This window comes from Sphingomonas benefaciens, assembly GCF_052907485.1.
The window spans coordinates 42,208-56,265 of record NZ_JBREIC010000008.1; the positions used below are offsets into that span (position 1 = coordinate 42,208).

11 protein-coding genes are annotated in these 14,058 nt (G+C 65.5%); 5 read left to right on the plus strand and 6 right to left on the minus strand.

The features are described from left to right. Positions 1–18: 18 nt before the first annotated feature. Together ACU5AX_RS19140 and ACU5AX_RS19145 are read left to right on the plus strand one after the other, a co-directional pair. Complete coding sequence (locus tag ACU5AX_RS19140; RefSeq protein WP_446692151.1) at positions 19–1,500, plus strand: hypothetical protein; 1,482 nt, start codon at positions 19–21, stop codon at positions 1,498–1,500. Beyond that, a complete protein-coding gene (locus ACU5AX_RS19145; protein WP_446692152.1) occupies positions 1,497–2,435 on the plus strand; it encodes a glycosyltransferase family 2 protein in 939 nt (312 codons plus the stop codon). The genes ACU5AX_RS19140 and ACU5AX_RS19145 overlap by 4 nt, the downstream gene beginning before the upstream one ends. A 106-nt stretch (positions 2,436–2,541) precedes the next feature. On the opposite strand, the gene ACU5AX_RS19150 is transcribed toward ACU5AX_RS19145, so the two are convergent. Then, positions 2,542–3,030 carry a 5-deoxy-glucuronate isomerase gene (locus ACU5AX_RS19150; protein WP_446692153.1) on the minus strand — a complete coding sequence of 163 codons (489 nt, stop codon included), beginning with the start codon at positions 3,028–3,030 and terminating at the stop codon, positions 2,542–2,544. On the opposite strand from ACU5AX_RS19150, the gene ACU5AX_RS19155 reads away from it, so the two are divergent. After that, positions 3,012–3,317 carry a hypothetical protein gene (locus tag ACU5AX_RS19155; RefSeq protein WP_446692154.1) on the plus strand — a complete coding sequence of 102 codons (306 nt, stop codon included), beginning with the start codon at positions 3,012–3,014 and terminating at the stop codon, positions 3,315–3,317. The two genes, ACU5AX_RS19150 and ACU5AX_RS19155, sit on opposite strands and share 19 nt — an antisense overlap. A 22-nt stretch (positions 3,318–3,339) precedes the next feature. Here ACU5AX_RS19155 and ACU5AX_RS19160 read toward each other — a convergent pair whose 3' ends face one another. Then, a complete protein-coding gene (locus ACU5AX_RS19160) occupies positions 3,340–4,074 on the minus strand; it encodes a hypothetical protein (protein WP_446692155.1) in 735 nt (244 codons plus the stop codon). Positions 4,075–4,290: 216 nt separating this feature from the next. Here ACU5AX_RS19160 and ACU5AX_RS19165 point away from each other — a divergent pair, with 216 nt between their 5' ends. Next, on the plus strand, positions 4,291–5,109 hold the full coding sequence (locus ACU5AX_RS19165) for a class I SAM-dependent methyltransferase (RefSeq protein WP_446692156.1): 819 nt from the start codon (positions 4,291–4,293) through the stop codon (positions 5,107–5,109). 86 nt (positions 5,110–5,195) lie between these two features. Beyond that, a complete protein-coding gene (locus tag ACU5AX_RS19170; RefSeq protein WP_446692157.1) occupies positions 5,196–7,562 on the plus strand; it encodes an HAD family hydrolase in 2,367 nt (788 codons plus the stop codon). Positions 7,563–7,620: 58 nt separating this feature from the next. On the opposite strand, the gene kduI is transcribed toward ACU5AX_RS19170, so the two are convergent. From kduI to ACU5AX_RS19190, 4 genes are all read right to left on the minus strand, one after another. Then, a complete protein-coding gene (kduI, locus tag ACU5AX_RS19175) occupies positions 7,621–8,457 on the minus strand; it encodes a 5-dehydro-4-deoxy-D-glucuronate isomerase (protein ID WP_446692158.1) in 837 nt (278 codons plus the stop codon). 14 nt (positions 8,458–8,471) lie between these two features. Beyond that, complete coding sequence (locus tag ACU5AX_RS19180) at positions 8,472–9,632, minus strand: glycoside hydrolase family 88/105 protein (protein WP_446692159.1); 1,161 nt, start codon at positions 9,630–9,632, stop codon at positions 8,472–8,474. Next, positions 9,629–10,939 (minus strand): MFS transporter, encoded by a 1,311-nt coding sequence (locus ACU5AX_RS19185; RefSeq protein WP_446692160.1) that lies wholly within the window; start codon positions 10,937–10,939, stop codon positions 9,629–9,631. Before ACU5AX_RS19185 ends, ACU5AX_RS19180 begins: the two co-directional genes overlap by 4 nt. 142 nt (positions 10,940–11,081) lie before the next feature. Next, the gene (locus ACU5AX_RS19190; RefSeq protein WP_446692161.1) at positions 11,082–14,051 is read right to left on the minus strand and encodes a TonB-dependent receptor; all 2,970 of its coding nucleotides are present in this window, start codon (positions 14,049–14,051) and stop codon (positions 11,082–11,084) included. Between the last annotated feature and the right edge of the window lie 7 nt (positions 14,052–14,058).

Below are 14,058 nucleotides of genomic sequence, written 5' to 3' on the forward strand. Positions count from 1 at the left end.
CGATGAAATGCCTCGCGTATGACGAGTCGAATCTCCCCTCTCCAACGATGGCAATATATTTTGCCACTTTTAGCTATAGCATTGCTTTGGCCCGCAATTGTGAATGGCGGTGCATTCTACTTCCCTGATTCATCCGCTTATATCCGTGGTGTTGATGCTGCCTTCAATCGTGCCTTTGGTTGGCACACGGTGTGGACACAAACCATGGCATCGAATGTCGGCGGCACGGGTTCGGCACCTTCGCTTCCCATCGCAGTGAAGCCCGTCCTGTTGGGTCGATCGCCCTTCTACGGAGTCATTCCGTATATCAGTGTGCTACTTACGGCTTCGGATTGGCCGACCCTGATCGTGCAAGCCTTGCTTACCGGTGTAACCGTGCTCGGCCTAACCCGCCACTTTGTCACCCCTCAACAGGCGGGCTTCGGCTGGACCTATGCGGCATGCATTTTGATGCTTGCAGCGTCGTCCCTACCGTTCTTTGTATCGATGCTGATGCCTGACTTCATGGCCGGTATAGGCATTATTGCTGCCGCCGCACTCATCATGGGATGGCGCAGAGAACACTGGACGTGGAATATTGCCTGGTTTGCCTTGACCGTGGCAGCAGCCTTGATGCACAGCGCCAATATCATCATAATATTGTGCATTGCTCTTCCGGTGTTAATCATAGCAGCGGCAAGACGTGCCGGTGGATTAGCGTGCGGCGCAGCCTTCATCGTATTTGCGGCTCTGCTGGGACTCGTGGGAGAGGCCACCTTTGCCCACACTGTGACGAAGTTGACCGGCACCGCCCCGATTAGACCGCCGTTCATTTCGGCGCGCCTGATCGAGGATGGTCCTGGGCTTAGTTATCTCGACAGCACTTGCCCGAAGTCGAGCTTCACCCTCTGCCGCTTTAGAAGTCGGATGCCATATGGCAGCGACACCTTTCTTTGGAGCGCACACCCTGAAAATGGCGTATTCTCTGCGGTATCGCCAACCGATCAACGCGCACTTTCCAATGAGCAGGCACGCTTCGTCCGGTCGGTTCTGGTCGCTTATCCACGACAAACTACCATCGCGATGCTGCGCGCCGCTGGCCGTCAGTTGAGCCTACTCAGCCTGATCGAATTCAATTATCCGCAATTATCCGATCTGGACCGCATTCCGCCGCACCTCATGAAGGATATCGTAACAACACGGGCGTACAAGCACAGCATGCCCGTTGTTCCCGAATGGATGCTGTGGTCACTGGTGTTGGTGTCGCTGACTGTCCTCATTGTCGCTTTCTGCCGTCCAATCACGCGCTCAGCCACCGGATACGGCATGATCGCAGTGCTGGGCTGGTGCGCTAATGATGCAATATGTGGCGCGCTCTCAACACCCCACGATCGCTATCAAACGCGCGTTATCTGGGTTCTTCCGCTCGTTGCTCTGTTGACGATGATACTGTCGCGCTCGATCATCTCGACGACAGAAAGCAACGGCACGTCCGATCCACTTATCTTGGCAGGCCAATGACGACCATGACAAAACCTACCATCGCCGTTCTGCTGCCCTGCTACAACGAAGCGGCTGCGATCGCACAAACCGTAGCAGGTTTCCGTGCGGCACTGCCCGATGCCACGATCTATGTTTACGACAACAACTCCACCGACACCACTATTGCTGTCGCGCGCGAAGCAGGCGCGATCGTCCGCATAGAGCGCATACAAGGCAAGGGCAACGTCGTACGGCGGATGTTTGCCGATATCGATGCCGATGTATATGTGATGGCCGATGGTGACGCGACTTATGATGCGGCGTCCGCGCCGATACTTGTTGCACGTCTCCTAAGCGAGCAATGCGACATGATCGTCGGCAGCCGGATCAGCCAAGTAGAGGAAAGTTATCGTCGCGGGCATCGTTTCGGCAATGCTCTTCTAACGGGTATGCTGGCCCGGTTGTTCGGTCGCAGCTTTACCGATATCCTTTCTGGCTACCGCGTGTTTTCGCGTCGCTTTGTTAAAAGCTTTCCATCCTTATCTTCTGGTTTCGAGATAGAAACTGAAATCAGCGTTCACGCGCTCGAATTAAAAATGCCCTGCGCTGAAGTGGAAACGCCTTATTACGCGCGACCCGAAGGGTCGACATCGAAGCTCAGCACCTATAGTGATGGATTTCGTATTCTGAACACGATCATGACGCTATACAGAATTGAAAGACCCCTACTTTTCTTTGGCGTGATAGGCGCGCTATTTGCCGCTTTGGGCTTGGCGCTCAGCATACCCTTAGCGTTGACCTACATGCAAACGTCCTTGGTTCCACGATTCCCAACCGCAATTCTCATCATCGGTCTGATGATCATCGCCGCCCTTTGTTTCTTTGCTGGCCTGATCCTCGACACGGTAGTGCGCGGGCGACGGGAGGTACGGCGGCTGGCTTACCTGGGATTGCCTACACCGCAGATGCTGTAACCATCCGTCTCGCCGAGCGGATCGACAATCTCCAATCCCTTAAGCGCCATGAAGCGTTCGTCCGGGCACGCATCGGATGCCAGTGAACGCGGTCTCGCCTGGGGCGTTAACCTGGGCGACGTGGCCGCAAGCCCGCGGCACGGGCGATGACCAGCGAGGCGCTGGCGCAGCGGTGCGGCAGGATCAGCTGGTGGATCTCGCGATCGTTCGATGTCTCCAGGCTGCCGCGCCTCATCGGTTCGGCGTCGGTCAGCGTCACCTTGCGCAAGGGCAAAGCGGCGTGGGCGGGGACGCTGAGCAGGTAGAAGCGCGTACCGTCGCCGGCGAAGCGGACGTCGGCCGATCCCATCGGCACGTAGAGCGCCTCGTAGCGGTCGAGCGCGATCACCTCGCCGTCGACGGTGACGCGGCCGGGCGCGCCGATATTGACCACGCCGAGCTCGCGCCGTTCCAGCAGGGGATGGCCGGCCGCGCTCGCCGGCTCGTGGCGCTCGCGCCACTGCTGCTGCTGTCCGGCATGGAGAACCTTGCACCGCTGGCTATGCCCGCCCGTATCTCGCCGCGGCGCTGATCGGCGTGTCGATCTTCTCCGCACCCGCTTTACTCAGAAGCCTGCTCTGTTCGGCTGCCGCCCGCTATGTCGCGTCCATCTCCTTCGCGGTCTACGTCATCCACGGCATGCTGGGTGATACGTGGCTGGGTACCGGCGGGACGCTGCAGAAATATGCGAAGCGACCGCTACTGATCGCCGTCACCTGGCTATTGGCGCATCTTTCCACCCTCCGATTTGAAAATCCGACGATCCGCCTCGGCAAGCGCCTGTCCCACCGGTTCGAGCGACCTGCCGCCATCCAGCCGATCGCGGAACGGACGGGCAGCTAGCGGCATCACAACGCCGGTACGCTTATTTCGGCAGCCGCCGCAGCGTCTCGGCCATGTCGGAGTCGATCACCGCTTTGGGGTTGCCGTCGCCGTAGCGCGTCCGGCTGCGGTAGCGCAGCGCCTGATGATAGCGGCCGTCCGGCCCGAGCCGGTCGACGGTGATCCAATAGGCGAAGGGTGCGTCGGACGTCGGCTCCGCCGCGACGATCGCGCCGCGCAGGGGGCCGGTTGCGATATAGCGGACCTCCTGGTTGTTGTTGCGGCCGGTGCGCTTCTCATAGACCGGGACGAAGGCGTCGCGGGTGCGGTCGTAGCCGAGCGCGATCGTGGCGACGCGCTGGTCGCCGTCGCCGCTGTGCAGACTCGCGGCGCGGATCAGCAGCAGCGGCCGGTCGGGGCGGGGGCGGACGATCCGCGCATCCTCGAGGAAATGCGGCTGGTCGAACAGGTCGGGCTTGCCGGGCAGCGCGAGCAATGTGCCGAGGCGCGGCGCACAGGTCCGGCCACCGTCGCGGCTGATGCAAAGGCGGACGACGCCGGGCGCCCGATCATCCGCCTCGCCGAGCGGATCGGCCACCTGCGGCCCCTGCGTCGCGACGAAGCGCCAGCCGGATCTCGCGGCGAACGGCTGCGACAGGTCGAGCAACGCCAGCCGCGTATCCGGGACGCCAGCCGGGAGCGGCTCCGCAGCCATAGCGACGAGGAGGAGGAGGGGAGCGATCGCCAGACCGCGTCCAAAGCCCTTGTCCCGCATCATCCGTCCATCCCCTGCTGCGAATGTTTCGATCCTCATGCTGATCCGGACAGGCTGAACCGCGGCTGTCCGCGATCGGCCGGTCCGCACATTGCCGTTAACGCGGCTTAAGCATGTTCGGCATAGGAATGCGGGGCCTTGCCCCCAGGGCATTTCCGTTCCGATCGACCGCTGCGGAGCGTCGGTCCGTCTAGCCAATGCGATGAGGCTGTCCTGCCGATGTCCGACCTCCTGATCCACAGCATGTCCGAATTCTCGACCCTCATCCTGCAGGCCCTGCAGGTCGCGGGCGCGCGAAACATCGTCGAGATCGGCGCCGAATATGGCGGCATGTCGGTCGATATCGCCGCTTATGTCGGCGCGCGCGATGGGACGCTGGTCAGCATCGATCCCGCGCCGAAACCCGAATTCCGGCACTGGGCGGCCGCCAATCCCCAGGTCCGGCATATCGCCGACACCAGCCTGTCGGCGCTGCCGGACCTGGCGGAGGTCGACGCCTGGCTGATCGACGGCGATCACAATTGGTACACGGTGCATGCGGAACTGAACGCCATCGCGGCGATCTGCCGGCGGGACGGGCGCCCCTTGCTCGCCTTCCTGCATGATGTCGCCTGGCCGTCGGGACGCCGCGACATGTATTATGCGCCGGACACGATACCCGCCGAATTCCGACATCCCTACAGTTTCGAGGGTGGCGCGCTGCCCGGCCACTCGCCCCTGGTGCACGGTGGCGGCTTCCGCGGCATGGGACAGTTCGCCTGGGCGACACATGAGGGCGGGCCACGCAACGGCGTGCTGACCGCGATCGACGATTTCCGCGCGCGGGCGCATGCCGACGGGCATGGCTATGCCTTTGCGGTCGTGCCCGCCGTATTCGGGCTGGGCGTCCTGTTCACGGCGGATGCGCCGTGGAGCGATGCGCTCGCCGACCTGCTGGCCCCCTATCACCAGAACCCTCTGCTGCGCCGGCTGGAGGACAATCGCCTGGCCAATTACCTGAAGGTATTGGAATGGCAGGATGCCGCCAGTCCCGCCTGAGCGGGGAGGGCATGCCGACCACCTCGGATGGTTAACGGATCAGTAGTGATCTTGGCCCATAGCGGGGGCTGAAGGAGCATTCGCCGATGATCATGACTGTCCGCCCGTTCGAACTGGCCACGTTGCTGGACAGGGCGCCGGAAGGCATCCGGATCGTCTCGCTCGACTGTTTCGACACGTTGATCTGGCGTGCGACCCACCGGCCGCAGGATGTGTTCGCCGGCCTCGCCATCGCCGGCGGTGGCATCGAACCGCGCACCGAGGCCGAAAAGATCGCGCGCGACCTGCAATGGGCCGATCATGGCACGCGCGAGGTATCGATCGAGCAGATCTATGCCCAATGGCCGGTCTTTCCGGGGGATGGCGTCGCGGCGGAACTGGCCCTGGAAGCGCGTCACTGCTTCGCCTTCGCGCCGACGGTGGCGCTGATCCGCCGCGCGAAGGCGGCCGGATTGCAGGTCATCATCGTCAGCGACACCTATCTGTCCGAGCCGCAATTGCGCGGCTTGATCCGATCCGCCGCGGGGGAGGACGTCGCCGCCATGATTGACCGGATCTTCTGCTCGTCCGAAATCGGCGCCAGCAAGGCCGACGGCATGTTCGGCCCGGTTCTTCGCGCGCTGGACGTCCCACCGGCCGCGATCCTGCACGTCGGTGACAATCTGCGCGCGGACGGCATCGCCGCGGACAAAGCCGGCCTCCATGCCGTCCACATCAAGCAGTTCGACGCCGATACCGAGCATCGCCTGCGCCTGGAAGCGGCGGTCGCCGCCCTCTTCGATCCGGCCACGACCGTGTCGCGACCGACGCTGCAGCTGCATCGTCCGGCGATCGCCTCCCGCGCGCTGGAGGAGCTCAAATCGGCGCTGGGCCATGACGTCTTCGGTCCCGTCCTGCACAGCTTCTCGCAATGGCTGCAGGCCGAGATCGCCGAACTGGCTGCCGCATCCGGGCGGCCGGTGAAGCCGCTGTTCCTGTTGCGCGACGGCTTTCTGCCGCTCGCGATGTTCGAGGCCGCGGGTGGCCAGGGCGCGGCGATCTCGATCAGCCGGTTCACCGCACGGCGGGGCTCGTTCGTCGACGCCGCGGCGATCCGCGCCTATCTGCAGGACGAGCCGACGGAGCGTACCGACGTCCTTGCGACGCAATTGGGCCTGACCAGCGAGGAAGCGGCGCGGATCGGCACCGACAACGACACGTTCAGGGCAGGGGTGCTCGCGCCCGATGTCGTGCGCCGGATCTGCAGCCGCAGCGCCGCCTTTGCCCGCCGCATGGTACAGCATGTCCGCCGTGAGGGCCGGATCGCCGCAGGCGACATCATCATGCTCGTCGACCTGGGCTATAGAGGGACGGTGCAGGACCGGGTGACGCCGCTGCTGGAGGAGCAGCTCGACGTGCGGGTGACCGGCCGATATCTGCTGCTGACCGACCATCGCTGCGACCCGGCCAGCAAGCGCGGGCTGTTCGATGCGCGCCATTACGATCATCGCACGCTGAAGGCGCTCAGCATGCAGATCGCGGTCGTCGAGCAGGTCGCGACATCGGACAAGGGGTCGGCGATCGATTATGCCGACAATGGCCGCCCCAAGCACAAGTCCTGCCTGATCAGCGCCAGCCAGCGTGCCACCCGCCAGGCCATTCAGTCGGGGGCGATCGCCTTCGCGCGTGAAGCCTCGGCCGCCGTTCACCGGCCGCCGGCATCCGCGGATGCCGATGGCGATCGACAGACTGCCCTGGCGATTCTGGCGCGCCTGCTCTTCCTGCCGCAGGCCGCCGAGATCGGCATCTTCGCCGAATTCGAGCATGACGTGAACCTCGGCACCGACGATCTGATCGCGATCGTCGATCCGTTGCGGGCCCAGCAGGAATTGCGCCGCTGGGGCCTGTCGTATCTGCGCAACGCTAACCGCATGTTCCTGGCCGGCGAATTGCAGCCGCAGGGCCTGCCCATGTCGCTGGCGCATCTGTCCGCCGCGCGTTTGGGTCTCGATCTGCGGATCAGCGACGTCACCCCCGTCACGCGCCCTGTCCAGGTCATCCTGACCCAGCAGGATCGGCAATTGGCGCAGCAATTCACCGCATCCCTAACGCACGACGGCTATTTCAGCCTGATCGTACCGGTCGGCGCGGCGCAATTCGGCGTCGCCATTCCGATGGGGGCGATCGGCCGCATCGTGCAGATCGACGATATCTCGTTCCACTATGTCGCTGATTTCGACGCACGGCGGGGTGCGGCACGGCCGCCGATCGACGCCGAACCGATCCACGATGCCATGGAAGAACTGGCCACGGGGCTATGGCGCTGCGATGCGAACAGCCTGATGTTCGTCACGCCGCCTGCCGGCCGCTATGCCGAGCCGCTGGCCCTGTCCATCGTGTTCCGGCCCGTCGTCGCGGCGGACACGATGGCGAGCCCTGCCGCCACCGCCGAGTCCGTCGCCGAGGCCGCCTGACCGCCGGCTGCAATATCTGCCGATACGTCGACCTGTCGACACGCCGACAGGGAAAGATCTACCGCAACTGGCAGATGTCGCAGACCGCCATGTCCTCATAATCCTGGTTTTCGCCCGCCATCGCCCAGACGAAGGCGTAGTTGCGGGTACCGGCGCCCATGTGCACCGACCAGGGCGGGCTGATCACCACCTCCTCGTTGCGCATCACGATCGTGCGCAGGTCGTCGGGCCGGCCCATGAAATGGACCACGCGGTCGTCCTCGCCGAGGTCGAAATAGAGGTAGATTTCGCTGCGCCGCTCGTGGACATGGGGCGGCATCGTGTTCCACACCGATCCGGGCTTCAGCCGGGTGAGGCCGAGGCACAGCGAGGCGCTGGCGCAGCGGTGCGGCAGGATCAGCTGGTGGATCTCGCGGTCGTTCGACGTCTCCAGGCTGCCGCGCCTCATCTGTTCGGCGTCGGTCAGCGTCACCTTGCGCAAGGGCAAAGCGGCGTGGGCGGGGACGCTGAGCAGGTAGAAGCGCGCACCGTCGCCGGCGAAGCGGACGTCGACCGATCCCATCGGCACGTAGAGCGCCTCGTAGCGGTCGAGCGCGATCGCCTCGCCGTCGACGATGACGCGGCCGGGGGCGCCGATATTGACCACGCCGAGCTCGCGCCGTTCCAGCAGGGGATGGCCGGCCGCGCTCGCCGGTTCGTCCTGCACCGGCAGCGCCAGTTCGCCGTCCCCCGCCGGCACCGCCGCGCCGATCACGAAGCGTTCGCCGTGTGAATAGGTCAGCACGATCTCGCCGGTGCGGAACAGCCGGTCGACCAGATAGCGGTCGCGCAGATCGGCGTTGGACGCGCCCGCCATCATGTCGGGATGGGTGGCGTAATAGGTCCGCTCGTACATGCGCGCGGAGCCCGTCAGCGCGCCGCGCGGTCGAGCACCGCCATCTGTGTCGCGGCGAGCAGGAAGGCGCCGACACCGTAATATTGGGTGTCGCCGGGCGCGACCGTCTCCGGCCGGTCGCTGACCTGCTGCACCCAGCCGAGCCGGCCGTCGGGCTGGATCGCGCGGGTAAGCGCCGCCCAGCCGCGCTGCGCAACCGGGGCATAGGTGGCGCGCGGCAACAGCCCGCTGTTGACGCCCCAGGCCATGCCATAGGTGTAGAAGGCGGTGCCGCTCGCCTCCGGCGGGCTGTCCTCCGGCGCGAGCAGCGACGGCGCCCAATAGCCGTCGGGCTTCTGCACCGCGGCGAGCTTGGTCGCCATCGTGCGGAACAGCCCCTCCATGCGGATGCGGTCGGCGCTACCCTTGGGCAGCAGCGGGATGATCCGCGCCATGCCGGCGAACACCCAGCCGTTGCCGCGCGACCAGAATTGCTTGCGCTGCTTCGCGTCGCGGCGCTCGAAGAAGCGGCTGTCGCGGTAATAGAGATGCTCGACCGGATCGAACAGGAAGTCGGTCGTCGCCCAGAATTCCTTCAGCGCGAAATCGCGGTAGCGCGGGTCGCCGGTCTGCCGGCTGAGCTCGACCAGCGCCGGCGGGGCCATGAACAGCGCGTCGCACCAGCACCACCGCGTCAGGCATTCGGTGTCGCCATAGCCGCTCGGCGGGACGTAGAAGGCGAGGGTGGTCACCGCCGGCTGGCCGACGACGCGGTCGAAGGCGGCGCGGGTCGGCACCCGCGCGGCGGGGCCGGCGCCGTGCGCCGCGGCCCAGAGATAGCTTTGCGTGATCGCATGATCGTCGGCGAAATAGGGCTTGGCGCCCGGCTGCCACCTGTTGGCGCGACCCATCGCCAGGATCGCGTCGCGGATGCGCGGCGGGGCGCCGGCGTCGGCCAGCGCGGTCATGCCGACCCAGAACACCGCCTGTTCCCAGGCGCGCGGATTGCGCGTCTCGCCCGTCGCGCGGCTGACGTGCGCGCTGTCGGCCATGCGCGCGAGCTGCCAGTCGGCGAGCCGCACCGCCGCGGCGAGCGGCGCCTGCGTGGTGGCTTCGGCGGGGACGGGCTGGGGGGCGGGCTGCGGCGTCAAGGCCAGCGACGTCGCGGCCGCCAGAGTGAGAGCGGGGAGGATCATGCGACGGTCTCCGAACGGGGCAGGGCGGCGGGCGCGAGCCGCGGGCTGATGAGGTGGAGTGCGGCGAGCGCGAGCAGATAGGCAGAGGCCGCGACCGCGAAGATCGGCGTATAGCTGCCCGACACGTCGAGCACGTAACCGACGAACTTGGCGATCAGCATGCCGCCGATCGCACCCGCGGTGCCGCCGATGCCGACCACCGAGGCGACGCCGGCGCGCGGGAACAGGTCGGACGGCAGGGTCAGCAGATTGGCGGAGAAAGCCTGGTGCGCCGCGGTGGCGAGGCCGATCAGCAGCACCGCCAGCCACAGATGGTCGACATGTTGGACGGTGACGATCGGCAGCACCGCGATCGCGCAGCCCAGCATCGTCGCCTTGCGCGCGGCATTGGCGCTCCAGCCGCGCTGGATCAGCCGCGACGACAGCCAGCCGCCGAGCACGCTGCCGCCGTCGGACAGCAGATAGATGACGACCAATGGCGGGCCGAAGCTCTTGAGGTCGAGGCCGTGGCGCTTGCCGAGGAAGTCGGGCAGCCAGAACAGGAACATCCACCAGATCGGATCGGTCAGGAACTTGGGGATCGCATAGGCCCAGGTCTCGCGCACCGCGAACAGCCGCAGCCAGGGCAGGCGGCCGGCGGGCATGACGGGGTCGCTGCGGATCAGCGCCAGTTCGGCCGTCGAGAGGCGTGGCTGTTCCTCGGGCCGGCGGTACAGGCTGATCCAGGCGATCAGCCAGACGACGCTGAGCGCGCCGGTCGCGATGAACGCCATCCGCCAGCCATAGGCGAGGGTGATCGCCGGCACGATCAGCGGCGTCGCGATTGCGCCGACGTTGGCGCCGGCGTTGAACATCCCGGCCGCGAGCGCGCGCTCGCGTTGCGGGAACCACTCGGTCACCGCCTTCAAACCGGAGGGGAAATTGCCGGACTCGCCGAGACCGAGCGCGAAGCGCGCCGCGGCGAATTGCGTCACCGATCCGACCAGACCGTGCGCGACATGCGCCAGCGTCCATAAGGTGAAGGCGACCGCATAGCCGATCCGCGCACCGACCGCGTCGACCAGCCGTCCTGCGGCGAGGAAGCCGATCGCATAGGCCGCCTGGAACCAAAAGACGATGTCGGCATATTGCCTCTCGCTCCAGCCGAGGTCCTTCTGCAGCACCGGCTTCAGCACGCCGATCATCTGGCGGTCGATATAGTTGATCGCCGTCGCGGCGAAGAGCAGCGCGCAGATCGTCCAGCGATAGCGGCCGATCTTTGGGGTCGGACCAGCCATGCGGGCGCCGGTCACCTGATCCGCTGACATCGCGCTCGTCCCCTCCCGTGCCGCCACTCGGCACCGCTGGCAAAAGTTATCATATGACCCCGCCGAAGTGTCAAACCACCCTGCGGCGAGAAAGCGGGGCGTCCCGGCGGCCATCGCCCGGACGCCCCAGGTGGGGGACCTGTTAGAACTTGCCGCGAATACCGATCGAGATGGTGCGGCCGTTGAAATAGGAATTATCCCGCCGCGACTGGCCGTTGCCCGCCGGCTGGCTCGGGTCCTCGTAGAAGAAATAGACGTTCTGGTTGGTGATGTTCAGCGCATCGATGCGGAACTCGATCAGGTCGCTGAACCGGTAGCTGATCGTCCCGTCGAGGAAGCCCTGCGCGTTGAGATAGGGCACCTGGTTGTTGCCGGTGTTCTGCGGGCTCTGGCCGGTCTTGCCGCGGTAATTGTACGACCCGCGGATCGACAGCGGGCCCTTCTCGTAGAAGCCGGTGATGCTGTAGGCATATTTCGGCACGCCCTGCAGCGAGATGCGGTCGCCGTTGGTCAGCACGAAGTCGCTGCCCTGCTGGTCGATCAGCGTCAGGCTGCTGGTCACGCCGAGGCCGTCGAACGGCTTGGGCAGGAAGGTGAAATTCTGCTGATAGGCGAATTCCAGCCCCTTCAGCTTGAGCGCCGACTGGTTGATCGTGATCGTCCGGTCGAACAGGAAATTGGGGTCGATCGTGCTGCCGCCGAGCGAGGCCGGGCAAGCGCCGGCCCCCAATGAGGGGCAGCTGAACAGATTGGACGGCAGGCCCAAGGTGCCGAACGGCACGCGATCGGTGACCGACAGCGGCCGGTCGTAGAGCGTCTTCAGGAAGCCGCCGACGCTGAGCAGCCCGCCACGGGTGAAATACCATTCGAGCGCGGCGTCATAGCCGGTCGCGCGCTGCGGCTTGAGGTCGGGATTACCGACCGTCACCGCCGGGTTGAAGATATTGGGCACGCGCGTGCCGGCCGCGATCGTCGCCAGCGAATTGCGCGTGATCGTCTCGCCGGTCGCGCCGCGCAGCACCAGCTTGGGGGTGATGTCGAAGGTGAGGCTCGCCGACGGCAGGAAGTTCTGATAGCCGCCCTGCCGCTCGGCCGGGACGAAGGTGCCGCCGGTGCCAGCCTGGAAATTGTCGATCAGCGTCCGCGTGTCGGAGAAGCGCACGCCCCAGTTGATCCGCAACGGATGGCTGCCGATCGGGATCTTGAACGAGGTTTCGAAGAAGGCCGACTTGACCACCTCCTCCGCGGTGAAGGCCTGATTGAGCGCCGGCGTCGCACGGCGGTTGGCGGCATTGGCGTTGAGCGTGTTGAGCACGAAATCGCGCGAGAAGGTCGCGAATTGCGAGGGATAGCCGCTGTTGCCGCCGTTGCTCAGCGCGCCGATCTGGACGAACGGATCCATGTTGGCGAACACGCCCGTCGGATTGCTGGCGAAGGTGCCGCCCTGCGGCAGCACGGTCTGCGCGGCGATGCTGCTGCCGTCCTGGCGCTGCACGCGCTTGGTGCTGGAGGTGTAATTGGCGCCGAGCTTCAGCGCGAGCAATTGCTCGCCATTGTCGATCGGCGTCCAGTCGACCACCGCGCGTGCGGTCTTCACCCGGTCGAGTTCGTCGTTGATCGCAAAGCCCAGCGACGGCGCGCGATAATTGGCCGGATTGGTGAAGCTGGTCGGCGAGCTGATCGTCGGATAGGTGACGTTGCCCGTCGGGTCGAACGTCGTGGTGATCCCGTAGATGTTCGAGACGATGCGGTTTTCCGAATAGACCGCCTTGCTCTGGCTGTAATTGGCCTGCGCCGACAGCTTGAGATTGTCGGCGATCGACCACACGCCGCGGCCGATGATGTAGCGGAATTTGGTGGTCGTATCGCGATAGAAGCTTTCGGTCAGGATGCTCGAATTGCCGAAGGTGCCGTAGAGGTTGTTGTACTGGTCGAGCTTGACGTCGAGCGGGATCAGGCCGGAATTGGTGCCGGTGCCCGGCGCGCTGGTGGTGCCGGCGACGGTGCGCGAATTGCGCACCGGCACGCCGAACGTATATTCGTCGGTCTGGTCCTTGAGCTCAGAGGCGATGCCGTCGATGCTCGCCTCGAACCGGTCGCTCTTGTACTGGAGCGAGCCGACGAAGGCGAGGCGCTGGCGGTCGGTGTTCGACGCATAGATGCGGTAGAAGCGCGGCAGATTGCCGTTCGCCACCTGCGCGCGGGTCAGGCCGCCGAAATTGGCGAGCGGATTGTTGAGATCGAGCTCGAAGTTGAACGGCCCCGCCGTATTGGCCGGCACCGTGCCGTAATAGGGCAGGCGGGCGAGCGCCGAGGAATTGTAGCCGCTGGTGCCGCCACCGGTCGACTGGAAGCCCGAGCGTTCGTTGACGTTCTCCGAATAGGCGACGCCGAACAGCGCGCCGAAATTGCCCACGGTGTCGCTGAGCAGCAGCGAGCCGCGCGGGCGCCATTCCTTGGACTGGGTGTTGTAATTGGCCTGCGCCGAATAGCGGATGACGCGGCCGTTGGCGTCGAACGGGCGCGGAGTCTGCAGGTCGACGACGCCGGCGATGCCGCCTTCCTCGAGATTGGCGGCGGGCGACTTGTAGACGTCGACGCGGCCGAATAATTCGGACGGGAAGACGTCGTAATTGAAGTCGCGGGTCGAGCTGCCGACGTTGGTCGACGAGGTGGTGCGCACCGGTTCGCCGTCGATCGTCGTCACGGTGAATTCGGAGCCGAGGCCGCGGATGCTGATCCGCTGGCCCTCGTTGGAAAAGCCGTCGCGGGTCAGGATCACGCCGGGGATGCGCTGCAGCGAATCCGCCACGTTCGCCTCGGGGAACTTGCCGATATCCTCCGCGACGATCGAATCGCGAAAGCCGATCGCGTCGCGCTTGAGGTCGATCGCCTTGGTCAGGCTGTTGCGGAAGCCGGTGACGACGATGTCGTCGGGCAGGACCGCGGCGTCGGTCTCCGGCGCATCGGCGCCGTCGGCCGACGGTGCGGAGGCATCAGCGCCGGCCGGCGGTACCGGCGTGGCGGGTGCGGTTTGCGCCGCGGCGGACGCGGCCGCCAGCATCGCGGCAACGACGATCGGCGACGCGCCGACCAGGCCCCATGACTTCATCGATCCT

Coding starts and splice junctions, on each gene's coding strand:
- ACU5AX_RS19140 (WP_446692151.1), top strand. CDS start 19: ATGACGAGTCGAATCTCCCCTCTCCAACGATGGCAATATATTTTGCCA.
- ACU5AX_RS19145 (WP_446692152.1), top strand. CDS start 1,497: ATGACGACCATGACAAAACCTACCATCGCCGTTCTGCTGCCCTGCTAC.
- ACU5AX_RS19160 (WP_446692155.1), bottom strand. CDS start 4,074: ATGATGCGGGACAAGGGCTTTGGACGCGGTCTGGCGATCGCTCCCCTC.
- ACU5AX_RS19165 (WP_446692156.1), top strand. CDS start 4,291: ATGTCCGACCTCCTGATCCACAGCATGTCCGAATTCTCGACCCTCATC.
- ACU5AX_RS19170 (WP_446692157.1), top strand. CDS start 5,196: ATGATCATGACTGTCCGCCCGTTCGAACTGGCCACGTTGCTGGACAGG.
- kduI (WP_446692158.1), bottom strand. CDS start 8,457: ATGTACGAGCGGACCTATTACGCCACCCATCCCGACATGATGGCGGGC.
- ACU5AX_RS19180 (WP_446692159.1), bottom strand. CDS start 9,632: ATGATCCTCCCCGCTCTCACTCTGGCGGCCGCGACGTCGCTGGCCTTG.
- ACU5AX_RS19185 (WP_446692160.1), bottom strand. CDS start 10,939: ATGTCAGCGGATCAGGTGACCGGCGCCCGCATGGCTGGTCCGACCCCA.
- ACU5AX_RS19190 (WP_446692161.1), bottom strand. CDS start 14,051: ATGAAGTCATGGGGCCTGGTCGGCGCGTCGCCGATCGTCGTTGCCGCG.